This is a genomic window from Agrococcus sp. ProA11, assembly GCF_039880525.1.
Taxonomy (GTDB): domain Bacteria; phylum Actinomycetota; class Actinomycetes; order Actinomycetales; family Microbacteriaceae; genus Agrococcus; species Agrococcus chionoecetis.
Genome location: NZ_CP156989.1, coordinates 429,667 through 453,469, shown reverse-complemented (window position 1 = coordinate 453,469; position 23,803 = coordinate 429,667). Strand labels below are relative to the sequence as shown.

22 protein-coding genes, 4 tRNA genes and 1 pseudogene are annotated in these 23,803 nt (G+C 69.4%); 5 read left to right on the top strand and 22 right to left on the bottom strand.

The window, feature by feature from the left end; genetic code table 11:
- Positions 1 to 8: 8 nt before the first annotated feature.
- The 4 genes and pseudogenes from rplK to ABG090_RS02185 form a co-directional block, all read right to left on the bottom strand.
- Positions 9 to 440, bottom strand: coding sequence for a 50S ribosomal protein L11 (gene rplK, locus ABG090_RS02200; protein ID WP_347755995.1), 432 nt, complete (start codon positions 438 to 440; stop codon positions 9 to 11).
- A gap of 75 nt (positions 441 to 515) precedes the next feature.
- Positions 516 to 1,169 (bottom strand): annotated as a pseudogene (nusG, locus tag ABG090_RS02195) (transcription termination/antitermination protein NusG); the annotation flags it as partial.
- Positions 1,170 to 1,242: 73 nt separating this feature from the next.
- Positions 1,243 to 1,509, bottom strand: coding sequence for a preprotein translocase subunit SecE (gene secE, locus ABG090_RS02190; protein WP_347755993.1), 267 nt, complete (start codon positions 1,507 to 1,509; stop codon positions 1,243 to 1,245).
- Between the two features lie 68 nt (positions 1,510 to 1,577).
- A tRNA-Trp gene (locus ABG090_RS02185) sits at positions 1,578 to 1,650 on the bottom strand.
- 174 nt (positions 1,651 to 1,824) lie between these two features.
- On the opposite strand from ABG090_RS02185, the gene ABG090_RS02180 reads away from it, so the two are divergent.
- Positions 1,825 to 3,021 (top strand): pyridoxal phosphate-dependent aminotransferase, encoded by a 1,197-nt coding sequence (locus ABG090_RS02180; protein ID WP_347755991.1) that lies wholly within the window; start codon positions 1,825 to 1,827, stop codon positions 3,019 to 3,021.
- Positions 3,022 to 3,066: 45 nt separating this feature from the next.
- On the opposite strand, the gene ABG090_RS02175 is transcribed toward ABG090_RS02180, so the two are convergent.
- From ABG090_RS02175 to ABG090_RS02115, 13 genes are all read right to left on the bottom strand, one after another.
- Positions 3,067 to 3,534 (bottom strand): SRPBCC domain-containing protein, encoded by a 468-nt coding sequence (locus ABG090_RS02175; RefSeq protein ID WP_347755989.1) that lies wholly within the window; start codon positions 3,532 to 3,534, stop codon positions 3,067 to 3,069.
- A gap of 42 nt (positions 3,535 to 3,576) precedes the next feature.
- Positions 3,577 to 4,017, bottom strand: coding sequence for a VOC family protein (locus tag ABG090_RS02170; RefSeq protein WP_347755987.1), 441 nt, complete (start codon positions 4,015 to 4,017; stop codon positions 3,577 to 3,579).
- A gap of 6 nt (positions 4,018 to 4,023) precedes the next feature.
- Positions 4,024 to 5,208, bottom strand: a complete 1,185-nt coding sequence (locus ABG090_RS02165; RefSeq protein ID WP_347755985.1) for a UDP-N-acetylmuramate dehydrogenase — start codon at positions 5,206 to 5,208, stop codon at positions 4,024 to 4,026.
- Positions 5,209 to 5,216: 8 nt separating this feature from the next.
- Positions 5,217 to 5,642, bottom strand: coding sequence for a MaoC/PaaZ C-terminal domain-containing protein (locus ABG090_RS02160; RefSeq protein ID WP_347755983.1), 426 nt, complete (start codon positions 5,640 to 5,642; stop codon positions 5,217 to 5,219).
- Entirely contained in the window at positions 5,642 to 6,088 is a 447-nt protein-coding gene (locus tag ABG090_RS02155; RefSeq protein ID WP_347755982.1) for a MaoC family dehydratase N-terminal domain-containing protein, read from the bottom strand. Before ABG090_RS02155 ends, ABG090_RS02160 begins: the two co-directional genes overlap by 1 nt.
- A gap of 123 nt (positions 6,089 to 6,211) precedes the next feature.
- Positions 6,212 to 6,285, bottom strand: a tRNA-Met gene (locus tag ABG090_RS02150).
- Positions 6,286 to 6,323: 38 nt separating this feature from the next.
- Positions 6,324 to 6,395 (bottom strand) — tRNA-Thr (locus ABG090_RS02145).
- A gap of 126 nt (positions 6,396 to 6,521) precedes the next feature.
- On the bottom strand, positions 6,522 to 8,489 hold the full coding sequence (locus ABG090_RS02140) for a glycoside hydrolase family 13 protein (protein ID WP_347755980.1): 1,968 nt from the start codon (positions 8,487 to 8,489) through the stop codon (positions 6,522 to 6,524).
- Between the two features lie 23 nt (positions 8,490 to 8,512).
- On the bottom strand, positions 8,513 to 8,641 hold the full coding sequence (locus ABG090_RS02135) for a methionine/alanine import family NSS transporter small subunit (protein ID WP_347755978.1): 129 nt from the start codon (positions 8,639 to 8,641) through the stop codon (positions 8,513 to 8,515).
- On the bottom strand, positions 8,638 to 10,170 hold the full coding sequence (locus ABG090_RS02130; protein ID WP_347755976.1) for a sodium-dependent transporter: 1,533 nt from the start codon (positions 10,168 to 10,170) through the stop codon (positions 8,638 to 8,640). Before ABG090_RS02130 ends, ABG090_RS02135 begins: the two co-directional genes overlap by 4 nt.
- A 76-nt stretch (positions 10,171 to 10,246) precedes the next feature.
- Positions 10,247 to 11,167, bottom strand: coding sequence for a sugar ABC transporter permease (locus ABG090_RS02125; RefSeq protein ID WP_347755974.1), 921 nt, complete (start codon positions 11,165 to 11,167; stop codon positions 10,247 to 10,249).
- Positions 11,167 to 12,762: an ABC transporter permease subunit gene (locus tag ABG090_RS02120; RefSeq protein ID WP_347755972.1), complete on the bottom strand. Its 1,596-nt coding sequence runs from the start codon at positions 12,760 to 12,762 to the stop codon at positions 11,167 to 11,169. The genes ABG090_RS02125 and ABG090_RS02120 overlap by 1 nt, the downstream gene beginning before the upstream one ends.
- 114 nt (positions 12,763 to 12,876) lie before the next feature.
- Entirely contained in the window at positions 12,877 to 14,130 is a 1,254-nt protein-coding gene (locus tag ABG090_RS02115) for a maltose ABC transporter substrate-binding protein (RefSeq protein ID WP_347755970.1), read from the bottom strand.
- A gap of 227 nt (positions 14,131 to 14,357) precedes the next feature.
- Here ABG090_RS02115 and ABG090_RS02110 point away from each other — a divergent pair, with 227 nt between their 5' ends.
- Complete coding sequence (locus ABG090_RS02110; RefSeq protein ID WP_347755968.1) at positions 14,358 to 16,013, top strand: glycoside hydrolase family 13 protein; 1,656 nt, start codon at positions 14,358 to 14,360, stop codon at positions 16,011 to 16,013.
- Between the two features lie 55 nt (positions 16,014 to 16,068).
- Here the strand turns inward: ABG090_RS02110 and ABG090_RS02105 are convergent, their stop codons facing one another.
- Positions 16,069 to 17,211 (bottom strand): M23 family metallopeptidase, encoded by a 1,143-nt coding sequence (locus tag ABG090_RS02105; protein ID WP_347755966.1) that lies wholly within the window; start codon positions 17,209 to 17,211, stop codon positions 16,069 to 16,071.
- 215 nt (positions 17,212 to 17,426) lie between these two features.
- Complete coding sequence (locus tag ABG090_RS02100) at positions 17,427 to 18,230, bottom strand: inositol monophosphatase family protein (RefSeq protein ID WP_347755964.1); 804 nt, start codon at positions 18,228 to 18,230, stop codon at positions 17,427 to 17,429.
- Positions 18,231 to 18,321: 91 nt separating this feature from the next.
- Here ABG090_RS02100 and ABG090_RS02095 point away from each other — a divergent pair.
- The 3 genes from ABG090_RS02095 (at position 18,322) to ABG090_RS02085 (ending at position 20,535) form a co-directional block, all read left to right on the top strand.
- Positions 18,322 to 18,403 (top strand) — tRNA-Tyr (locus ABG090_RS02095).
- Between the two features lie 154 nt (positions 18,404 to 18,557).
- Positions 18,558 to 19,046: a YajQ family cyclic di-GMP-binding protein gene (locus ABG090_RS02090; protein WP_347755962.1), complete on the top strand. Its 489-nt coding sequence runs from the start codon at positions 18,558 to 18,560 to the stop codon at positions 19,044 to 19,046.
- Between the two features lie 37 nt (positions 19,047 to 19,083).
- Complete coding sequence (locus ABG090_RS02085; protein WP_347755961.1) at positions 19,084 to 20,535, top strand: phospholipase D-like domain-containing protein; 1,452 nt, start codon at positions 19,084 to 19,086, stop codon at positions 20,533 to 20,535.
- A 100-nt stretch (positions 20,536 to 20,635) separates the two neighbouring features.
- Here ABG090_RS02085 and ABG090_RS02080 read toward each other — a convergent pair whose 3' ends face one another.
- From ABG090_RS02080 to ABG090_RS02070, 3 genes are read right to left on the bottom strand one after another with little or no spacing between them, the layout of a single operon-like run.
- Complete coding sequence (locus tag ABG090_RS02080) at positions 20,636 to 21,985, bottom strand: FAD-dependent oxidoreductase (RefSeq protein WP_347755959.1); 1,350 nt, start codon at positions 21,983 to 21,985, stop codon at positions 20,636 to 20,638.
- A 40-nt stretch (positions 21,986 to 22,025) separates the two neighbouring features.
- A complete protein-coding gene (locus ABG090_RS02075) occupies positions 22,026 to 23,033 on the bottom strand; it encodes a polyprenyl synthetase family protein (RefSeq protein WP_347755957.1) in 1,008 nt (335 codons plus the stop codon).
- Positions 23,033 to 23,785, bottom strand: a complete 753-nt coding sequence (locus ABG090_RS02070) for a class I SAM-dependent methyltransferase (protein WP_347755955.1) — start codon at positions 23,783 to 23,785, stop codon at positions 23,033 to 23,035. The genes ABG090_RS02075 and ABG090_RS02070 overlap by 1 nt, the downstream gene beginning before the upstream one ends.
- Positions 23,786 to 23,803: the final 18 nt, after the last annotated feature.

The following is a 23,803-nucleotide window of genomic DNA, read 5'->3' as shown; positions in this document are numbered from 1 at the left end:
TCGAGGGGTCAGCCCTCGACGGTGATGCCCATGGAACGAGCGGTGCCGGCGACGATCTTCTTCGCGCCTTCGATGTCGTTCGCGTTGAGGTCGGGCATCTTCTGCTGCGCGATCTCCTCGACCTGCGCCTGCGTCAGCTTGCCGACCTTCGTGGTGTGCGGAACGCCGGAGCCCTTCTTGACGCCTGCGGCCTTCTTGATGAGCTCTGCAGCCGGCGGGGTCTTGAGCACGAAGTCGAACGAGCGGTCCTCGTAGACAGTGATCTCGACCGGGATGACGTTGCCGCGCTGGTTCTCAGTCGCAGCGTTGTACGCCTTGCAGAACTCCATGATGTTGACGCCGTGCTGACCGAGCGCCGGACCGACGGGCGGTGCGGGGTTCGCGGCGCCGGCCTGGATCTGCAGCTTGATCAGACCCGTGACCTTCTTCTTGGGTGCCATGTCTCTTCCTTCTTGGTGTGTTGCGGACGCGGGCTCGCCTGTGGAGCACTGGACCGCATCCAGCCCACTCGGGGGCTAGAGCTTGCTGACCTGGCCGAAACCGAGCTCGACAGGAGTCTCGCGCTCGAACAGGCTGACGAGCACGGTGAGCTTGCGGCTCGCCGGCTGGATCTCGGAGATCGTGCCCGGGAAGCCCGCGAACGAGCCCTCGGTGATCGTGATGGTCTCGCCGACCTCGAAGTCGACCTCGACCGTGAGCTGTGCGGGCTTGTGGTCCGGCGTCGACTTCTGCTGCTCGGCGAGCTCCTCGTCGGCGATGGGCTTCAGCATCGTGAAGGCCTCGTCGAAGCGCAGCGGCGCCGGGTTGTGGGCGTTGCCCACGAAGCCGGTGACTCCGGGGGTGTGGCGGACGATCGACCAGGTGTCCTCGTTGAGGTCCATGCGCACGAGCACGTAGCCGGGGATCCGCACGCGGTTGACGCGCTTGGCCTGACCGTTCTTCGTCTCCAGCACGTCCTCGGTCGGAACCTGGATCTCGTAGACGCCGTCGATCTGCATGTTCTCGGCACGCGAGGCGATGTTCGCCTTGACCTTCTTCTCGTAGCCCGCGTACGAGTGGATCACGTACCAGCGACCCGGCTTCATGCGCAGCTCGCGCTTGAAGTCCTCGTAGGGGTCGGTCGCCGGCTCTGCCGACTGCTCGTCAGCGGGGACGAGGTCGTCCAGAGCCTTGTTCAGCTCGATGTCGAGGTCGTTGACGTCAGACACGTATCCACCTTCTCCTTCACGTCTCGAATCGGGCTCAGGCCAGGCCGAACAGCGGCAGGTCGCCGAACATCCAGCCGACGAACGCACCGAACACCAGGTCGAGACCGGACACGATGAGCATCATGAAGACCACGAACACGAGCACGACGAGCGTGTAGCGGATCAGCTCCCTGCGCGTCGGCGTGACGACCTTGCGAAGCTCGATCAGCACTTCCTTGAGGAAGGCGACGAGGCGTGCGAACGGGTTGCGAGAGGCAGCCTCGCGTGAGCGGGGTGCTTCCTCGATCGCGTTCTCAGCCACAGTGACCCTTCGTCTGTTCGGCCCGGCGAGTGCCGGAGCCCGTCAGGCTCCCTTGCTGGAGCCTCGAGCAGGGCGGACAGGACTCGAACCTGCAACCTGCGGTTTTGGAGACCGCTGCTCTACCAATTGAGCCACCGCCCTGGGCTGGTGGCATTCCATGCTCTCGTGCACCCCTGGGCACGCGACAGCATGGCAGTCGTCAACCACCAAGGGAACAGCATACTTCGAGTCGCACGCGCCTGTCCACTTCACCGCGCGTCGCCGGTCGGGACGGCGGTCCTGTGCCACGCACGCGCCGCGCTCTAGGCTGTTGGCGTGAACCGCATCGCCGCGCGCATCGCCGCCATCAACGAGTCCGCAACCCTCAAGGTCGACGCCAAGGCCAAGGCCCTGAAGGCCGCCGGCCGCGACGTGATCTCCTACGCCGCGGGCGAGCCCGACTTCGCCACGCCGCCCAACATCGTGGAGGCCGCCGAGCGCGCGCTCGCCGATCCGAAGAACTACCGCTACACGCCGGCGGCCGGCCTGCCCGCACTCCGGGAGGCGGTCGTCGCGAAGACGCTGCGCGACTCCGGCCTGCAGGTCGAGGCCAGCCAGGTGCTCGTCACCAATGGCGGCAAGCAGTCGGTCTACCAGGCGTTCCAGACGATCCTCGACCCGGGCGACGAGGTGCTCGTGCCGACGCCGTACTGGACCACCTACCCCGAGGCGATCGCGCTGACCGGCGCGACCCAGGTCGACGTCTTCGCCGGCGCCGACCAGGACTACCTCGTCACGGTCGAGCAGCTCGAAGCCGCGCGCACCGACCGCACCAAGGCGCTGCTCATGGTGAGCCCCTCGAACCCGACGGGCGCGGTGTACACGGCCGAGCAGGTGCGCGCGATCGCGGAGTGGGCGGAGGCCAACGGCCTCTGGGTGATCAGCGACGAGATCTACCAGAACCTCACGTACGACGGCGTGCGGGCCGTGTCGATCGTCGAGGCGCTGCCGGCGCTCGCCGACCGCGCGATCCTGGTCAACGGCGTCGCCAAGACCTACGCGATGACCGGGTGGCGCGTGGGCTGGATGGTCGGGCCGGCCGACGTCATCAAGGCCGCCGCGAACCTGCAGTCGCACCTGACGAGCAACGTGAACAACGTCGCCCAGCTGGGAGCGGTCGAGGCGCTGAACGGCCCGCAGGACGCCGTCGCCGAGATGCTCCAGGCCTTCGACCGTCGGCGCCACACGATCGTCGACGAGCTGTCGCGGATTCCCGGCTTCTCGGTGCCGACGCCCAAGGGAGCGTTCTACGTCTACGCGGATGTGTCAGGGCTGCTCGGCCAGGAGTGGGGCGGGGTCACACCGACCTCGAGCCTCGAGCTGGCCGACCTCATGCTCGAGCAGGCCGACGTGGCCGCGGTGCCCGGCGAGGCATTCGGACCCTCTGGCTACCTGCGCTTCTCGTACGCGCTGGGCGACGAGGCGCTGCTCGAGGGCGTGCAGCGGCTGCAGCGGCTGTTCGGCGCGTCCTAGGCGCGCCGCAGGGCGCGCGCCCGGAACCCGCTGAGGCGCGGCGCGCTAGATGTGCTGCGCGTATGCCTTGAAGCGCGCGAGCAGCATCGGCCAGTCGGCGTGCTTGCCGCGCGCCTCGCGGTTCGAGTCGTTCCAGCCGCTGTGCGACAGGCGCACCTCGGTGCCGCCGTGCGGCAGATCCTCGAGCTCGATGGCGATGGTGGTCGGGTCGCCGTGCTCGGTGAGCTGGAACGTGTGCGCGAAGCGCTCGCCCGGCGTTGCCTCCAGCACCTCGCCCCAGACGCGCTCGCGTCCGTCGCGCGCATGCTCGACGATGCGGCCGCCCTCATGCGGCTCGACCTCGATGTGCTCGAGCCTGGCGCTGTAGCCCGTGAGCCCGGGACGCCACCACTCGGTCATGCCGTGCACGTAGGCGTCCCACGCCCGGTCACTGCTGACGGCGACGACGATCGAGCTCTCGATCGGCGACGTCAGATCATCGCCTTCCGGCTGGTCAACTTCGTGCTGATCCATCACACCCCCAAGCCTCGACTCTCCCACGCGCGTCGCTGTGGATCAACCGTCCGCGGCGGCCGCGCCCCCGACGAACGTCTCCTGGCCGTCGAGTTCCTGGAAGATCGTGAGCTGCAGCTGCGCCGGAGCGTCCAGGCGCGCATTCAGCGACCGCCAGGGCGTCTCGATCGGCGCTGCCACGAGCGTCGCGCCCGCGCCCTCCAGCCGCCGCGTGACGCCTGCGGCATCCTCCACCTCGAAGGCGACGCGGATGCGCGGGCTCGGCTGGCCGCCCGCCTCCACCCGATCGATCATGCGCTTCTGCGCCGGGTTCGCGAGCTCGAGGGTTGCGCGCCCCGCGTCGAGGATCGCGACTCTGGCGTCGCCGTCACCCTGGAACGCCGCGACTTCCGGCAGCCCGAGCGCGTCTCGGTAGAACGCGAGGGCCGCGTCGATGTCGTCGACCTCGACGACGAGCCGCAGCTGCTTCGGTGCCTGTGCCATGCCGACCTACAGCGGCAGGTTCACGAGCACCGGTTCTGGCACGAGGTGCACGCCGAACTGGTTCTCGACGCGCGCCTGCACGAAGCGGGCCAGCTCTGCCACCTGCTCGCCCGTCGCTCCCCCGCGGTTCGTGAGCGCGAGCGTGTGCTTCGACGAGATCGCTGCGCGGGAACCCGGCAGCGCGAAGCCGCGCTCGATGCCGGCGTGCTCGATCAGCCATGCCGCCGAGAGCTTCACCTGCGGCACGGGCCGGTCGAGCGACGGCAGCGCGTCGATCGCCGGCGTGTCGGCGTCCAGCGGCAGCACCGTCGCTGAGGGGCGCGGCGCGACCGACCAGCGGGGCGCGTCGGAAGGCAGCTCGTTGGCGAACCTGGCGGAGACGATGGGGTTGGTGAAGAACGAGCCCGCGCTCACCGAATCCGGGTCGTCGGAGAGCACCATGCCCTTCGACCGCCGCAGCTCCAGCACCGTCGTCCGCACGTCCTCCAGTGGCACGCGGGTGCCGAGGTCGACGCCCAGGGCGGTCGCCAACTGCTGGTAGGCCACCGGCTGGCTGCGACCGTCCGGCGCGCGGTGCAGGCGCAGGTCGACCGACAGCACGATGCCGGAGAGCAGCCCCTGCTTCATGGCCGAGTCGCGATAGCCCAGTCGCAGCTCCGACGCGGGCACGTGCCGGACCTCCAGCGTCTCGCGCTCCAGCAGCTCGATGCTCACCAGGGTCGAGGCGACCTCCTGCCCGTAGGCACCAATGTTCTGGATGGGTGCCGCACCGACAGAGCCGGGAATGCCGCTCAGCGCTTCCAGGCCAGCGAGACCATCGGCGACCGTGTGCGCGACCAGTCCCTCCCACGACTCCCCCGCTTCGACGCGCAGCACCACGGAGTCATCGTCGGGCGGCTCCTCGCCCGTCGGGCGATGGGGCGGTTCCGCGGCGGCCTGCGTGCGGATGCCGCGGGTCGCGACCTGCAGCACGGTGCCGTCGAAGTGCTCCGACGCCGCCACCGTGTTGGAGCCGCCGCCGAGCACCAGCAGCGGCGTCGCATCGTCGTCCAGTGCGTCGGCGTACGCGGCTGCGATGGCCTCGCGCGTGGTCGCCACCACCCAGTCCTCGACCTCGCCGCCGACGCGCATGGTGGTGGCGTCCGCGAGCTTGCGAGAGACGGGCGCGGTCTCGGGAGTCGGAGCGCTCATGGGGTCCGTCATCGATCCGTGGCGACGACGACCTGTGCCTTGCCGAGCACGGTCTTCTCGTCGAAGGTGACGATCAGGTCGATGCGTGCGGTGCCCTCGCCGAGCTGCGCGACGGTCGCGACCACGAAGAGGCGCGCACCGGCATCCGCATCGACGACCACCGGACGCGTGAAGCGCACCTGGTAGTCGAGGATGCGCGCGGGGCCGGCCCAGTCGACGACCGGCTGCACGGCTGCACCCATCGTGAGCATGCCGTGGGCGAGCACGCCCGGCAGCCCGACGGCGACGGCGACGTCATCGCGGTAGTGGATCGCGTTGAAGTCGCCGGAGGCACCGGCGTAGCGCACCAGGGTCTCGCGCGTCAGCAGCAGCTCGCGCTCGGCCACCACCTGGCCGACCTCGAGCTGTCCGAGCTCGTTCGACGTCGCGCCCATCACGCCGCCCCCGCCACCACGAGCGACGACGTCGCCGTCACCACGTGGCTGCCGGCCGCATCCGTGACCTCGGTCTCGCAGGTCACCATGTCGTTGCCGCCCAGCGATCGCACGCGCGTGACCGTCAGCTGCGCCGTGAGCTCATCACCGGCGACGATCGGTCGCGTAGCGGTGAAGCGCTGGTCGCCGTGGACGATGCGCTCGAGCACGATGCCCGCGGCGGGGTCGTCGAGGAGCTGGTTCCAGGTGAGCTGCTGGATGACGATCGGGAACGTCGGGGGCGCGACGACATCGGGGTGCCCGGCCGCGCGTGCGGCGTCGACGTCGTGGTGCTGGGGGTGCGTCGCGAGCACCGCGCGGGCGAACTCGCGCACCTTCTCGCGCCCGACCAGATAGGGGGCCGTGGGCGGGTACTGCCTGCCCTGGATTTCGGGGTTCACTGCCACTCGCCCAGCCTAGCGACGGGCAGCGTAGCGACGGGCGGTCCAGTGACGGGCAGCGTAGCGACGGGCGCGCACGTCACCAGAGACGAAGAAGGGCCCGGCCTGCGGCCGAGCCCTTCCTGGCGGTAGCGAGGGCGGGGTTCGAACCCGCGACCTCACGATTATGAGTCGTGCGCTCTCACCAACTGAGCTACCCCGCCAGAACGCCCACCCAAGCACGAAGCATCAAGCGAACGCGAGCCCCGAGCGAGGATCGAACTCGCGACCCCTTCCTTACCATGGAAGTGCTCTACCGCTGAGCTATCGGGGCGCTGCCGTGCAGGCAACCGAACGATCATAGCATCGGCGGAAGCGTGCTCGCACACTCGCGGCGGCGGGGTCTCGTGACGGGGCCGCCGGCCCCTCCTCGATTCGCGGAAGGCGGCGCAGGGCGGCGCTACTCGTCGAGGGTGTCCTTGCTCCAGGCGGCGGTGAGCGTCGGCGCGGCAGCCTCGCCGTGGGCGAGCGCGGCGTCCTGCGCCGCATTCTCGTCCAGCATGTCTCGCTGCGCCTGCTCGTCGTCACCGTCGGTATGCGGCAGCACGACGCCCGGCAGCCCCCAGGCCGCGAACGCGGGACCGGAGCCGGTCAGGCGCACGCCGCCGTCGCCGAAGATGCTGACGCCGCCGTCGCCGAACAGCCGCGTCGGCTCCCCGGCGAGGCCCACGTCGCCCTCGTCGATGACCACGTCATAGAAGCCTCGAGCGGCAACGCACAGCACGCTGGAGTCGCGCGTCTCGCGGATCCACACGAGTGCCTCCTCACCCACGTGCAGCCACCGCATCCCGCCCCCGCGGAGCGCGGGCTGCTGGCTGCGAAGCGCGAGCAGCGCCCGGTAGAGGTCGATGGATTCGGCATGCTCATCGATGGTGTCCCACGGCATGGGCGTGCGGGAATCCTCGCCGTTGGCGCCCGTGAGCCCCAGCTCGTCGCCCGACCAGACCACCGGGATGCCCGGCAGCGCCACGGCCATGCCGAGCGCGACGGGCACGGCGCCGGGCAGCGCGTTGGTGGCGAAGCGCGGGGTGTCGTGCGTGTCGAGCGCGTTCATGTTGTGGAGCCTCGTGCGCCACGGGATGCCCGCGACGAAGCGCTGGTGCTGCGCGTGCACGTCGACACCGGAGTAGGAGGGGATGACCGACCGCGCCATGCCGAGGCCGCCGAACGCCGCCGAGCCCGGCACCGACAGCCAGCCCCACACGGGGCGCGTGAAGTTCGCGTAGGTCATCGCGCCATGCCAGGCATCGCCCTGGAAATCATCCGTCGCGTCGTTGGTCGACTCCCCCAGCAGCAGCGTGTCCGGGTTGATGTCGATCATGGTCTTGCGGATGATCTGCCGCACCTCGGCGTTCAGGTCGTCCGACTCGTAGCGGCCGGTCATGTTGGCGACGTCGATGCGCCAGCCGTCGAACGAGTACGGCGGCCGCAGCCACTTGCCGACCACCGAGTCGGGGCCCTCGATGAACCGGTCGCGCAGCTCCTGCGAGTTCCAGTTCAGCTTGGGCAGCGACCCGTGCCCCAGCCACGAGGCGTAGGTGCCGCCGTCGTGGAAGTAGTAGAACGCGCGCTCCGGGGCATCCTCGTCGGCCTGGGCGGCCTGGAACCAGGCATGCGTGTCGCCCGTGTGGTTGCTCGTCAGATCCCCCATCACCTTGAGACCGCGCGCGTGCGCCGCCTCGACGAGCGAGACGAGCGCCTCGTCGCCGCCGAGCAGCGGATCGACGACGTCGAAGGTGGAGGCGTTGTAGCGGTGGTTCGAGTCGCCGGGGAAGACTGGAGTCAGGTACAGCACCGTGGCTCCCAGCTCGACCAGGTGATCGAGGTGCTCCTCGACGCCGGGCAGGTCGCCGCCGTAGAGCTGGGTGGAGACTCCGGGGCCCGTGCCGATCACCGGCTCGTCCCATGACGCCGCCTGCGCCCACTCCGGGGTCGCGTGCTGCTCGGCCTGCTGCGAGCGCGCGAACCGGTCGGGGAACACCTGGTAGAGCACCGCATCCGTCGCCCAGGACGGCGGCGACGGGTATGCCACCAGCGCGAAGTCCGCGTCGTCGCGGGTCTCGATCGGGTGCACGCCCTCCTGGTTGATCCACTCGGTGTGACCAGAGGCGTAGTGCACGAGCCATCGGTAGCGGTGCACGGGATTCACCACCCGGATCTCGGCTTCCCACCAGTCGTAGGCGCCGGCGGTGCCGACGTGCAGGGCCTTGTTGAAGAAGGGCTCGCGATCAGGGTTGGAGCGCACGAGCACCTCGAGCGGGGTGTCGTGCGAGACGGGCACGCGCAGGCGCACCCGGACGATCTCGCCCATGGTGGGCGTCAGCGTCGAGACGTGGAGGGATGAACCGTCGTGGTGAGGCTGGAGCACTCGACCACGCTAGGTCATCCTGGTCACAGGTCTCGCATCGAGTCCCCGGGCTCAGGGCCCTTGAAACGGATGATGTTCACGATCGCGGCGGTGAGGCCGCCCCACAGGACGACGATGCTGATCGTCATCATCACGATGGCTCCGATGGTCATCGGATCACCTCCTCGTCATGCTCCGGCGCCTCGAGCGGCGTCGCGGACTTCCACTTCGGGATCGAGAGCAGGATCGCCGCGACGAGCGCGGCGCCCGCGGCGCCCCAGCCGAACACGCCGAGCATCCAGGCCGGATAGCCGCCGTAGGGCTCCGCGATCGCGGCGCCGACCTCGAGCACGAGCATGATCGCGATCGCGATCGGGGTGATGACCATCACGAGCGCGACCCACCAGCGCCCGAGCTTCACCGACCCATAGCGGTTCATGTGCTGCGCGAGCGATGGCACGCGGCGCACGCCCCACGCGATGGACAGCATCGCGATGAGCGCGACGAGCAGGATGCCGAAGCGGTTGATGAAGTAGTCGGCGATGTCGAGCACGAGCACGCCGCTCGTGGTCGAGAACAGCACGATGCTCACGGCCGCCATGGGCACCGTGACGATGAGCGCTGCCTGCACGCGGCCGAGCTCGAGCTTGTCGCGGACCGCAGAGATGACGACCTCGAGGACGCTGATGAGTGACGTGAAGCCCGCCAGCACCAGCGAGGTGAAGAACAGCACGCCGAGCAGCGCTCCCAGGGGCGCCTGGGAGATGATCGCCGGGAAGGCGACGAAGGCGAGTCCGATACCTGCGGTCACGACCTCGGAGACGGCGAGGCCGGACGACTGCGCCAGGAAGCCGAGCGCGCTGAACACGCCGATGCCGGCGAGCAGCTCGAAGCCCGAGTTGGCGAAGCCGACGACGAAGCCGGATCCGGTCATGTCGGTCTTCCTGCCGACGTAGGACGAGTAGGTGATCATGATGCCGAAGCCGACGGACAGCGAGAAGAAGATCTGGCCGAAGGCGCTCGCCCACACGGCCGGTTGGAGCAGCGCCGCCCAGTTGGGCGCGAAGAGGGTCTGCAGCCCGTCGAACGCACCGGGCAGCGACAGCGCCTGCACCACCAGCGCGCCGAAGGTGATCAGCAGCACCGGGATGAACAGCACTGCGGTGGCTCCGATGCCCTTCTGCACGCCGAGCGCCATGATGATGATCGTGAGCGCCCAGATGACCACCATCGGGATCAGCACGGCCGGCACGAACTGCAGGGTCACCTCGTTGTCGGCCGCCTGCAGGAAGTCGCCGAACAGGAATCCCTCTGGGTCGTCGCCCCACGCCTGGGTGAACGAGAAGCCGACGTACTGCGCCGACCAGGCGAGGATCGCTGCGTAGTACACGGCGATGACGACGCAGATCGCCACCTGCCACCAGCCGATGAACTCGAGCCTGCGGGACAGCCGGGCGAAGGCCAGCGGCGCGGAGCCGCGCTGCGAGTGGCCGATCGCGTAGTCGAGCAGCAGCAGCGGGATGCCGGCCACCAGCAACGCGATGAGGTACGGCAGGATGAACGCGCCGCCGCCGCCCTCGTAGGCGACGTAGGGGAAGCGCCAGATGTTGCCGAGGCCGACTGCCGAGCCGATGGCGGCCAGGATGAAGACGGTCTTGTTGGAGAACCGACCGCGGTCGATGGGGGCCTTGGTGACGGGCATGGCGGCTTCCTCCCGGGCGGCGGTGCAGACGGTGACGGCCTCACCTTGCCACAGCCGGGGCGACGGCGGGAATCGGCTACTTCACCGCGCCCGCCGTGAGACCGCTCACGATGTACTTCTGCAGCCAGAGGAACAGGGCCATGACGGGGATCGCGGCGAGCACCGCGCCGGCGGCGAAGACGGGGTAGTTGGTGTTCGTCTCCTCGGACACGTAGCGGAACAGGCCCACCGCCAGCGTGAGCTTGTCGGGGCTGTTCAGGATCACGGAGGCGATCAGGAAGTCGTTCGTGGTGCCGATGAACGACAGCAGCCCGATGACGGCGAGGATGGGTGCCACCAGCGGCAGGATGATCGTGAAGAAGATGCGCGCGTGACCCGCGCCGTCGATCTTCGCCGCCTCGTCGATCGATGCGGGCACGGTGTTGAAGAATCCGTACATCAGGTACGTGTTCACGCCCAGCGCGCCGCCCAGGTAGATCATGATGAGGCCGACCAGGGTGTCGAGGCCGATGGCGGGGAAGACCTGGCTGATGCCGCGCATGAGCGCGTAGATCGCGACCACCGCGAGCAGCTGCGGGAACATCTGCACGAGGATCAGCCCGAACAGCCCCTGGCGCCTGCCGGTGAAGCGCATCCGTGAGAACGCGTAGGCGGCGAGCGCACCCAGCAGCACGGTGCCGAGCGATGTGACGATGCCGACGATGAGCGTGTTCGTGAACCAGATCGCGTAGGGACGCCGGGTGTCGGTCAGCAGCTGCACGTAGTTGTCGACCGACAGCGAGCGGAAGAGCTGGTTCGAGCCGGTCAGCGTGCCGCTCGGGTTGAACGAGGCGCTCAGCACGTAGACGAGCGGGAACGTGGCGAAGATCACGATCGCGATGCCGACCAGGTGGCGCCAGCCGAGGGTGCGGAGCCACTTGCCTGCCGACATCCGCGGTCGGGCCACGGGGCGGGGGCGCGCCGTCTGGGCGGCGCCGGGGTCGAGTTCTGTGCTCATCAGTTGAGCTCCTCCAGCGCCTTGGTGCGCGAGAACGCGATCAGCGAGATGGTCGCGACGATCAGGAAGATGATGATCGACAGCGCGGATGCGAGGCCGTAGTCGCGCGTTCCGGCCTCGAAGGCGGTCTTGTAGACCAGCGTGATCAGCAGGTCGGTGTGCCCGACGTTCTCATCCACTCCCGCCATGCGCGGCCCGCCGCGCGTCAGCAGGTAGATGGTGTTGAAGTTGTTGAAGTTGAACGCGAACGACGAGATGAGCAGCGGTGCCGTCGACACGAGCAGCAGCGGGAACTTGATGCTGCTGAAGACCTGCCAGGGGCTCGCACCGTCGACGGTGGCCGCCTCGGTGAGCTCCTCGGGGATGGACTGCAGCGCGCCCATGCAGATGAGGAACATGTAGGGGAAGCCGAGCCAGATGTTGACCAGCAGCACCGAGAACTTCGCCAGCCAGGGATCGGTGAGCCAGGGGATGTTGGCGGAGCCGAACAGCACCTCGTTGATGAAGCCGAACTCGGTGTTCAGCAGGCCGAGCCAGACCAGGGCCGACAGGAACGACGGGAAGGCGTACGGCAGGATCGACAGCACCCGGTAGACCTTGCGCGAGCGCATGCGCGGATCGTTCAGCGTCAGCGCCAGGAACAGGCCGAGCACGAACGTCAGCCCGACTGACAGCAGCGCGAAGCCGAAGGTCCAGACCGTCACGGAGAACAGCGCCTCGCCGTACTTCTGGTTCTGGAACGGGTAGAGGAAGTTCTCGAAGCCGACCAGGATCTGCCAGCCGGTGCCGAGCACCTCGCCCGCCTCGGTCTCGAACTGGCCGTTGCCGAGATCGCGGTAGACGGTGCCGGATGCGGAGTCGGTCAGGGTGTCGGCGTCCGCGTCGTAGACGAAGTTCGACTGGAAGACGAACGCCTGCACGGCATTGGAGGTGCGCAGGAAGCCGCCTTCGAGCTCCTCGTCGAGCGGCACCTGCAGGCTCGTGATCTCCTGCTGGCGCTGCAGCACGTCCTGCATCGACAGGCTGGTCCAGCCCTCGACCGCCGTGGCGCGCGAACCATCCAGCGTCACCGCGGCCGGGTCGACCGGGGCGAGCGCGTCGTCTGCCGTGCCGACGAGCACGGCGCCGTCGGGTGCCGTGGCGAGCAGGCCCAGGCCGGTGAGGTTCTCGACGACCTGCACCTGGTAGACGGGCGACCCCTCGATGCGCTGCGTGTTCTGCGACACGAGCGCGGCGATCGCGTCCTCTTTCGTGGAGTTGTGCCCGTCGCCGTAGTTCGTGAAGGCGATGTAGCAGGAGTACAGCACGACGAAGATCTGGAAGATGGCCAGGAAGACGAGCCCCGGCGTGAGGTACTTCGCCGGCAGCAGCCCGGGCGAGAGGTAGACGATGTTGACCAGCAGCGTCGCGAGCACGAGCACCGCGAGCACCGTCCAGCTCTCCTGGAAGAAGAGGATCGTCATCGCGAACACGGCGATCGCATCGACGATCGCGAGCATCGCGATCTTCACGATCATGGTGCGCAGGCTGGGCGGCTGGTGCATGATGCCCCGCTTCGGGGCACTCGTGCGTGCGGATTCGGACGTCGTCGTCACTCGGGCTCCTCGCCGACGGGCATGGCTGCCTGCGGTGCAGGACAGCGGTGGTGCGATGCAGAGGCTACAGCGGCCGGCCCCCGCAGGAGCCGGCCGCCGCAGCGTCGAGGCGGATCAGTCGAGCGAACCCTGGATCTTGTCGGCCATAGCCGTCCAGAGCGCTGCCGGGTCGCCGTCGCCGGCGATGATCTGCGCCTCGGTGGTGCCCCAGTCGGCCCAGAGCGCGTCCATCTCGGGGATGTTCGGCATCGGCACGCCCTCGGCGCCGACGGCGCCGTAGGCGGCGACGTCCTCGTTCGACTGCGCGGCCTCGAACGCCGACGACAGCGCGGGAGCGCGCTGGCCGGACTCGAAGATGGCGGTCTGCGCGGCGTCACCGGCGATGTAGTCGGTCAGGAACTGCGCCGCCACGATCGGGTTGTTCGCGTACTGCGACACCATGAAGCCCTGCACGCCCACGAACGGCGTCGCGGCCTGGCCGCCGGCCGACGGGATCTCGCTGATCGCGTAGTCGACGCCTGCTTCCTGGAACGTCGAGAGGTTCCAGGGGCCCGTGATCGTGTACGGCGAGGCGCCGCTGGCGAACTGCTCCTTGGCGATGTCCTGCGAGATGTTGAGGTTGACGATGCCGTCGGCGCCCCACTGCGCGAGCGCGGACGCGAACTCGACGTTGCCCTCGTTGCCGAGCTGCAGGTCCTCCGAGTTGTAGGAGCCGTCCTCGTTCATGCCGAAGACCGGGCCGCCGAAGGAGGCCTGCATCGGGTACAGGTGGTACGGGTCGGCGTTGTTCGGGTCGATGCCGACCAGCAGCGGGAACTCCGCCTCGCCGGACTCCACCGCTGCCTGACCGGTCGAGACGAGCTCGTCCCAGCTGGCGGGCGCGTCGGGTGCGAGCGCCGTGTTGCGCACGAGCGCGATGTTCTCGATCGAGACGGGAACGCCGTAGACGGAGCCGTCGTAGGTCATGGCCTGGATCGAGACGTCCTCGAAGTCGCCGGCCAGATCGCCGAGCTCGACCGGCGCGATGACGCCGTTCTGCACGAGCTTGCCGATCCAGTCGTGCGCGCCGACGACCACGTCGGGGCCCTCACCGGAGGGTGCCTGCGTGGTCAGGTCGTCACGGATCGATCCGAAGTCCTTCACGACCACCTCGACGGTCGTGCCGGTCTCCTCCTCGAAGGTCGCGATGACGCCCTCGAGTGCGGTCGCGCGGTTCTCGTCCATCCAGATGACGAGGTCGCCGCCGCCTTCCGGGGCCGGGCTTGCGTCGGTGCTCGACGGGGCGGGCGTGCCGCCGCCCGAGCAGGCGGCGAGCGTCAGCGCGAGTGCGCCTGCTCCTGCCACCTTCATGAGGCTGCTCTGCTTCATGGTGCCTTCCTTCAGCTGTGAGGGCGCATCCCCCGACGGGTGCCGGGGGCAGGGCCCGGCTAATGCTGTCGGCACGTCCCCCGATCTGCAACACGACGCGGCCCTCGGTGACCAATCGTTGGCAAGTCGTGACCATTCGGCCGCGATCGTGCCTGCGGAGCGCGTTGGCACCGCCGTCTCGGCCCGCCGATCATGCGCAACACCGCGCATCCGCATAGCCTTGACGCATGACTGATCTCTCGACGCAGCCCGTCGCCCCCCAGGACTCCAGCACTGCCGGTGCCGAGTGGTGGCGATCCGCCGTGATCTACCAGATCTATCCGCGTTCGTTCGCGGACGCCTCGGGCGACGGCGTCGGTGATCTGCAGGGCATCGCCGCGCGGCTTCCGCAGGTCGCGGAGCTCGGCGTCGACGCCATCTGGCTCAGCCCGTTCTACCGCTCGCCGCAGAAGGATGCCGGCTACGACGTCGCCGACTATCGCGACGTCGACCCGATCTTCGGCACGCTCGACGACTTCGACCGGATGCTCGAGACGGCGCACGACCTGGGGCTGCGAGTGATCGTCGACCTGGTGCCCAACCACTCCTCGAGCGAGCACGTGTGGTTCCAGGAGGCGCTTGCCGCCGGGCCCGGCAGCGAGGCGCGCTCCCGCTACATCTTCCGCGATGGCAAGGGCGAGGACGGCGCACTGCCGCCGAACAACTGGCAGAGCGTGTTCGGTGGCCCCGCATGGACGCGCGTGCCGGACGGCCAGTGGTACCTGCACCTGTTCGACTCCTCGCAGCCCGACTTCGACTGGGATCACCCGGAGGTCGGCGACATGTTCGTCGACGTGCTGCGCTTCTGGCTCGACCGCGGTGTCGACGGCTTCCGCGTCGACGTGGCGCACGGCAACGCGAAGGCGCCGGGCCTGCCGGATGTCGACGAGGAGCTGCTGGCAGCCGGGTCGATGGAGTCGCCCTACTTCGGCCAGGAGCACGTGCACGAGATCTACCGCCGCTGGCACCGGGTGCTGGAGGAGTACGACGGCGACCGTGTGCTCTGCGCCGAGGCCTGGGTGCAGCCGCTGGAGAAGATGGCCCGCTTCGTGCGGCCCGACGAGATGCACCAGGCGTTCAACTTCGTCTACCTCGAGACGCCCTGGGACGCGCAGCGCCTCCGGACGGTGATCGACGACTCGATCAAGGCGTTCGGCGCGGTCGGCGCTCCCCCGACCTGGGTGCTGTCGAACCACGACACCATCCGGCACCGCACGCGGCTCGCGCTCGTCCCACCGCCGCCCCACGGCGCGGGGATCGGCCCGACCTCGATCTCGAAGGCGGATCCGACCGTGTCGTTGCGCCGCGGCCGTGCCGCGACAGCGCTCATGCTCGCGCTCCCCGGCAGCGCATACGTCTACCAGGGCGAAGAGCTCGGCCTGCCGGAGGTCACGGCGATCGAGCCGCACCAGCGGCAGGACCCGACCTTCGCCCGCACGCAGGGCGAGCTGTGGGGTCGCGACGGATGCCGCGTGCCGATCCCGTGGGAGGCCGCCGCGCCCGCCTACGGCTTCAACGCCACGGGCGAGAGCTGGCTGCCGCAGCCGCCGGAGTGGGCGGCGCTCGCTCACGACGCGCAGAACGGGGTGGCGGGCTCGACGCTCGAGCTGTATCGCCGCGCGCTGCGGCTGCGCCGGGAGTTCTCGTTGGCCACGGGCACGCTCGAATGGATCGACGTGGGCCCGACCGCGCTGTCGTTCAGGATCGGCGCTGTCACGGTCGTGGCCAATCTCGGGCATGACGCGGTCGATGTGCCGCGCGGCGAGATCCTGCTGACGTCGTCGCCGCTGGACTCGGCATCGCTCGCGGCGGACGAGGTCGTCTGGGTGCGGACGGGCGCATAGTCGCGCGCCGCCGTGGTGCGGCGCCGGGCCGACCGGCCCGCGCTGCGGCGAGTGCCTAGCGGGACTCCAGGTTCATCTCGCGCGTCTGCAGCCAGAGCATGGGGTCGAACGAGACGTAGTCCGAGTTCTTGAGCTCGAGGTGCAGGTGCGGACCGGTCGAGCGGCCGGAGTTGCCGACCTGACCGACGACGTCGGTGATGTCGACCACCTGGCCGACCTCCACATTGATCGTGCCCGGCATCATGTGCGCGTACCAGGACTGCACGAACTGGCCGTCGATGTTGTGGTCGATGAAGACCGCGTAGCCGCCGCCGCCCGGGTTATTCCCCTGCCAGACCGCCGACACGACGCCGTTCGCGATCGGGCGGATCTCGGTGCCGAGGCCGGGCGTCAGGTCGCTGCCGCCGTGGTAGCCGCCGACGCGGTAGCCGAACTGGCTCGAGACCGGCACCTGGTCCATGGTGGGGAAGGGTGTCTGCACGAACCCGGTCTCGAGCATGCTCCAGACCTGCGGGAACGCGGGGTCGCCCGTGTACGAGCGACCGACTGGCTCGCTGTCGGCGACTGCCTGGTAGGCGGCGCGCTCGCCAGCGGACATCCGCGCGACGGCCATCTGGTCGTTGACCGTCACGTCGTCGCGCGCGAAGTAGGTAGTGGTCTCGGTAGAGACACTGTCGAGCGTCTGCACGTCGTCGTGGATCTGCGCCACTTCCGGGTCGATGCCGGCCGCGGGCTGCACGGCCTGCGCCGGCAGGGAGGTCACGACCACGAGCGAGCCGATGAACAGCAGCGCACCGCCGGCGGAGAGCTTCTGCGCGATGCGTCGGGTGCGCTCGCCCTTGCGCTGCGGCGGCGGCGCGATCGGCGCGCGTCGGACCACGCGCGGCGCGAGTGGCCGCGGAGGCCGAACGGCCGGGAGCGCCTCGCCGCCATTGCCGAGCGACGGCGCAGCGACGGTGATCATCGGAGCCGTGTAGGTCGCCTCGGCGATCGTGACCGGGAGATCCTGCGCGACGCGCGTCGCGGCCTCGCGGAGTGCTCGCCGGCTCGTGTACAGCGGCGCCGCGCCCTCGGCGACGAACACGCGCTCGAGCGCGCGCGCCTCGCTCGCGGTCATCGCGATCGCCGCTGCGGCGCGCTCCTGCTCGCGCAGCGCACGTCGGGTGGGCTGCTCCCCCTCGGCTCGCGCAGCGTCCACAGCAGACGAGCGAAGAGCTCGTCGGGTGGGATACGTCACGCTGGGGCCGTCCTCAGGTCGGGGTCAGTGTCGGATCGCGCTCGCGCGCAGATCCAGGGACCTGTCGGCACCGATCGTCGCATGGACCGGTGCAAGGGTGCAACGGCATGCCGAGTGCACGCGCATTGCCCTGTCCAACCACCAAATATAACGGATCGATAACGGTGTGGCAAGGGTCACACGTCGGCTGGGCGCAGTGGGGCCAGGAGCGCCATGAGCTCGTCGGCCAGCGCCGGTGACGCGGCGAGCAGGAAGTCGCTGCTCGCCGGTGCACCATCCCACCCCCGCACCACGCCGCCTGCTTCCTCCACGATCAGCGCGCCTGCGGCCATGTCCCAGGGCTGCAGACCGCGCTCGAAGTAGGCGTTGAGGCTGCCGCTCGCCACCGACGCGAGGTCTAGGGAAGCCGCACCGATGCGGCGGATGTCGCGTACGGATCCGATCAGGCCCTGCACCACGGCGGCCTGCCGAACCCGACGCTCGCCGTCGTACCCGAAGCCGGTGCCGACGAGCGCGATCTCGGCGGGCACCGCATCCGCCACCGTGATCGGGCGGCCATCCCGCCGCGCTCCGCCGCCGCGTTGCGCCTCGAAGACGGTGCCGGTTGCCGCGTTGACGACCGCGGCGGAGAGCGCACGCCAGGTCGTCGGGTCGGGCGCGCCCTCCACGAGCGCGATCGAGACCGCGTAGGCGGGGATGTCGTAGAGGTAGTTGACCGTGCCGTCGATCGGGTCGATGACCCACGTGAGGCCGGAGGCGCCGACGATGCTCGTGCCCTCCTCGCCGAGGATCCCGTCTTCGGGCCTGGCGGCGCGGATGCGATCGACGATCAGCCGCTCCACCTCGCGGTCGGCGTCCGTCACGATGTCCTCGAGGCTCGACTTGCTCGCGGCGATCGTGACGCCTTCGGCTCGGCGCTGCCGCGCCAGGGTCGCGGCCTCGACGGCGATGCCGACCAGCAGGTCATGGAGCTCGTGCATCCGTCGAATCTATCCGGCACAGCGAGCGCCTGCCGAGGTCGTCGCCCGGCGGTGTCGCCATGTATGCTGGACGGCGGCCGTGATCGGCCACGGCGAGTTACCCAAGCGGCCAAAGGGATCTGACTGTAAATCAGACTGCTCAGCATTCGGGGGTTCGAATCCCTCACTCGCCACTCCAGAAGCCCCGTCCTTGCGACGGGGCTTCGTCGTTGGCCTCAGTCATGAGAGTTGCTGCCCGGGCCGGATCGCCGTTTTGCCTCGCGGAAGGCGACCCTCGGGCTTGCGTTGTGCGGCTGCGCGGAGCGGAACGATGCGTAGGATCGGGGCATGGCAGATTCCTCGTTCGATGTGGTCAGCAAGGTCGACAAGATGGAGGCGGAGAACGCCGTCAACCAGGCGCGCAAGGAGGTCGAGCAGCGCTACGACTTCAAGGGCGTCGGCGCCGACGTCGCCTGGAGCGGCGACAAGGTGCTCCTGAAGGCGACCTCCGAGGAGCGCGTGAAGGCCGTGCTCGACGTCGTGCAGTCGAAGTTCATCAAGCGCGGCATCGAGCTCAAGATGCTCGAACAGGGCGACCCGTACCCCTCCGGCAAGGAGTTCCGCATCGAGATCGCCCTGAAGGACGGCATCTCGACCGAGAACGCGAAGAAGGTCACGAAGCTCCTCCGCGAGGAAGGGCCGAAGTCGGTCAAGGCGCAGATCCAGGGCGACGAGGTGCGCGTGAGCTCCAAGAGCCGCGACGACCTGCAGGCGGCGATCAAGCTGCTCAAGGGCGGCGACTTCGAGATCGACCTCCAGTTCCTCAACTTCCGCTAGCCCGAGCAGTGCCGGTGACCTGCGTGAAGCAGATGCAGTGGAGCTGACGCTCACCCAGGCCCTCACGTGGCTGTACGTGGTGGTCGACGTCGGCCTGCGGCTGCTGGCCATCGTCACGGTGCCGTACAACCGCAAGCCCGCCTCGGCGATCGCGTGGCTGCTCATCATCATGATCCAGCCGATCGCGGGCTGGATCATCTTCGCCCTGCTCGGCAACAACCGCCTGCCCAAGAGCCGCCGCAACAAGATGGCGGCGATCCAGAAGCTCATCGGCGAGACGACGCTCGAGGTCGCTGACGCGGAGGCCTTCCCCGGCCGCCCCAGCTGGCTCGCCGGCGTCGTGGAGCTCAACCGCGAGCTCTCCTCGATGCCGCATGTCGGCCCCGTCACGGGGGTCGTCTGGGGAGAGTTCGACGCGCAGCTCGAGGCCATGGCACGGCACATCGATGAGGCCGAGCAGTTCGTGCACATCGAGTTCTACCTGCTGGTCGCGTCCGAGCGCACCGAGGTCTTCTTCGCCGCGCTCGAGCGGGCCAGGGCACGCGGCGTCATCGTCCGCGTGCTCGTCGACCACCTCACGAGTGTGCGGTATCCGCGCCGCAAGGAGACGCTCGCCCGACTCCGGGGCATGGGTGCGGAAGTGCGCGACATGCTGCCGCTGCGGCCGTGGCGCAAGCAGTGGCAGCGACCCGACCTGCGCAACCACCGCAAGCTCGTCGTCATCGACGGCACGGTCGGCTTCACGGGCTCGCTCAACCTCATCGATCCCTCCTACCTGCTGCGCAGGAACATCCGCCGCGGGCTGCAGTGGCGAGATGCCTGGATCGAGCTCGCCGGCCCCACGGTGGTCGCCCTCGATGCGCTGTTCTGGTCGGACTGGTGGGCCGAGACGAACGAGCTCGTCGAGCTCGCGAGCGAGACCGAGACGCCCAGTGGTGATCTGAACGCATCCGTGATCCCGTCGGGCCCCGGTTTCGAGGGTGAAGTGAACCTGCGCATCTTCCTCGAGCTCGTGCATGCCGCCGAGCAGCGGATCACGATCGTGAGCCCCTACTTCGTGCCCGACGAGGCGATGCGGTACGCGATCACCTCGGCGGCCATGCGCGGCATCGAGGTCGAGCTGTTTGCGAGCGAGGTCGGGGACCAGTTCTGGACCTATCACGCGCAGCGCTCCTACTACGAGGAGCTGCTGCGCGCGGGCGTCAAGATCATCCTGTTCGCCAAGCCGACGGTGCTGCACTCGAAGTTCATGACCTTCGACGACCGGGTCTCGGTGATCGGCTCCTCAAACATCGACATGCGCTCGTTCGGGTTGAACTTCGAGGTGTCGATGCTGCTGGAGGGCACCTCGATGGTCGCGCAGCTGCAGGGCATCGCGGATGCCTACCGGCAGCAGTCGACGGAGCTCACGCTGCCGGCGTGGATGGCCAGGCCGCGGGTCGCGCAGGCCTTCGACAGCATTGCGCGGCTGAGCTCGGCGTTGCAGTAGCGGGGGGGCACGTCCGGTCTCGTGACGCGCCCTGCGGGCGCTCCTCGACCTGCGGGGGGCGGGCGCGTCGGTCTCGTGACGCGCCCTGCGGGGGTGGGGGCTACTCGGGGCGGGAGACGGCGATCATCTCGTCGCGCGGCACGACCTTGATGCGCGCGCGGCCGTGCGGCTCACCGAGCGCCTGCTCGTGCTCGTCGAGACGGATCCAGCCCGCGATGTCCGTCCACGCGACCTCGCGCTCGGCCAGCAGCGCCGGCACGGCATCCGCATCGTAGGCCTGCGGCTTCCACCAGGAGTGCTCATCCGAGAGCAGCTGCTCGATGGTCTCCTTCGCATCCGACTTCGTGTGGCCGATGAGGCCGACCGGGCCGCGCTTGATCCAGCCGGTGGCGTACATGCCCGGCATCGGGCGCGAGCCGTCGTGCACGCGGCCGGCGATGTTCGGGATCACGCCGCGCAGATCGTCGAAGGGCACGTCCGGCAGCGGCGACGAGAAGTAGCCCACCGCCCGGTAGACCGCCTGCACCGGGATGTCGCGGAACTCACCCGTGGCCTCGAGCCCGTGCTCGGCGGGCCGGGTGCGCTCGACGCGCAGCGCCTCGACGTGCTCGTCGCCGAGCACCGCATCCGGCTTCGACCAGAAGTGCAGGTGCAGCCGGCGGCTCGCCGTGCCGGTCGCTCGCTGCCGCCACTGGTCGAGCACGCGCGAGATCACCAGGATCTGCTTGTTCTGCTTCAGCGTCTCCTCATCGGGATCGACGCCGAAGTCCTCGTCGTGGAGGATCATGTCGACGTCGCGCAGCTCGCCCAGCTCGCGCAGCTCGAGCGGCGTGAACTTCACGTGCAGCGGGCCGCGGCGACCGAAGACGTGCACATCCGTGACCGGGGACGCGCGGAGTCCCTCGACGACGTTGTCGGGCACCTCGGTCGGCAGCAGATCCTCGGGGTGCTTGACGAGCATGCGAGCCACGTCGAGTGCGACGTTGCCGTTGCCGATGACCGCGATCTCCTTGGCCTCCAGCGGCCACTCGCGCGGCACATCGGGGTGGCCGTCGTACCAGGAGACGAAGTCGGCGGCGCCGTAGGAGCCCTCCAGGTCGATGCCGGGGATCTCGAGCGGTGCGTCCTTCGTCGCGCCCGTGGCGAAGATCACCCCGTGGTAGTGCTGCTCGAGGTCGTCGAGGGTCACATCCTCGCCGAAGCGCACGTTGCCGAACAGGCGCACGACGCCCGATTCGAGCACTTCGCGGAGCGCCGCGATGATGCCCTTGATGCGCGGATGATCGGGGGCGACGCCGTAGCGGACCAGCCCGTAGGGCGCGGGCAGCTGCTCGAACAGGTCGATGAAGACGTCGCGGCCGTGCTCGGCAGCCGACTTCTTCAGGATGTCGGCGGCGTAGATGCCGGCCGGGCCTGCGCCGACCACGGCGATGCGGAGCGGTTCGCTCACGGTTCTCCTTCAGCGTGCGGGGCGGCTGCGCCGCCGGGGTTCAACGGTCGCGCGAGACGACGTGTCGAGCAAAAGCCTCGAGGCCGCGTCGGACGGTGCCGGAGGGCAGCGCCTGCAGCGCGTCGAGCGCCTGTCGTTGGAAGCGCTCGGCCTCCGCGATCGACTCCTGCACGACCGGGTGCCCGGCGAGCTCGGCGATCGCGGCGGCGAGGTCGGTGTCATCGGCCGGCGACGCGAGCCGCGCGCGGAGCGCGACCGAGGCGGCGTCGTCGCGCCTGGCGAGCAGCAGCACCGGCAGGGTGTCGACACCCGCGCGCACGTCGTTGCCCTGATCCTTGCCGGTGGCCGGGTTCGACGAGAGGTCGATGACGTCGTCGATCAGCTGGAACGCAACACCGATGCGCTCGCCGAACTCGCGCAGCGGTGCGCGGTAGGCCTGGTCGGCATCGCTCATGATGATGCCGAGCTCGGCGGCGGCGGCGATGAGCGAGCCGGTCTTGTCGCTCAGCACCTGCAGGTAGTGCTCGACCGGGTCGGCGTCGCCGGGTCCGAGCGTCTCGTGCAGCTGCCCGAGGCAGAGGCGCTCGAAGGTGCGCGCCTGCAGCTTGGCGACCTCGCTGCCGAGCGGCGCAGAGACGGCGCCCGCGCGGGCGAACAGCAGATCGCCGGCGAGGATCGCGACCGAGTTGCTCCAGACGACGTGCGCGGCGGGCACGCCCCGTCGGGTGTCCGCCTCGTCCATGACGTCGTCGTGGTAGAGGCTCGCGAGGTGGGTGATCTCCACCACCTGGGCGGCCGCGAGCACCTCGTCGTCGATGCCTCGCCCCAGATGGGCGGCGAGCAGCAGCAGCAGCGGCCGCGCGCGCTTGCCGCCGGCCTCGTTGAGGTAGCGGGCCACGGCATCCGCGACCGGGTCGGCGATTCGCAGGTGCTCGTCGAGCAGCAGCTCCAGCCGCGCGAGCCCGGTCTCGACCGCGTCGATGACCCGTCTGTCGGCGGGCGTCGCGAAGCGCGGCCCGCGCAGCCCGAAGGCCGAGGTGACCGCCATCAGACGTCCTGCTCCTCCGGCTGGGCGTGGCGTGCGAGGCGCATCGCGCTCGTGATCTCCGTCGGCTTCCGACCGCGGTGCAGCGCCACGACGCCCATGGTGAGGTTGCGGTGGGCGACGCGCGTGAAGCCGGCCGTGCGGATCCACTGCGAGAGCACCTCCTGCTCGGGCCACGCCCTGATCGACTCGACCAGGTAGCGGTACGACTCGGGGTTGCTGCTGGCCGCGCGTGCCATGCCGGGCAGCAGCGTGCGCAGGTACAGCTCGTAGCTGCGGCGCACCACGTTCACGGGAGGCTGCGAGAACTCGCAGATGACCACGCGCCCGCCGGGCTTGAGCACGCGCAGGAACTCGCTCAGCGCGGCCCGGGGATTCTGCACGTTGCGCAGGCCGAACGAGATCGTGACGGCGTCGAAGGTGTCGTCCTCGAACGGCAGCTCCTCGGCGGTGCCGTGCACGAACTCGATGTCGGGGTGGCGCTTGCGGCCCTCCTCGATCATCCCCTGGCTCAGGTCCAGCGCCGTGACGAGGGCGCCCGCCTTCGCCATCGGCGCCGCGGATGCGCCGGTGCCCGCTGCGACGTCGAGGATCCGCTCGCCCGGCTTCGGCCGCACGGCGCGCTGCATGTGGATGCGCCAGAGCTTGTCGTTGCCGCCGGAGAGCAGCGAGTTGAGCAGGTCGTAGCGCTTTGCCGTCGCGTCGAACATGCCCGCAACCTCGTTCGGGTCCTTCTGCATGTCGGCTCGGCTCACGCCTCCATCCTAGGCTCC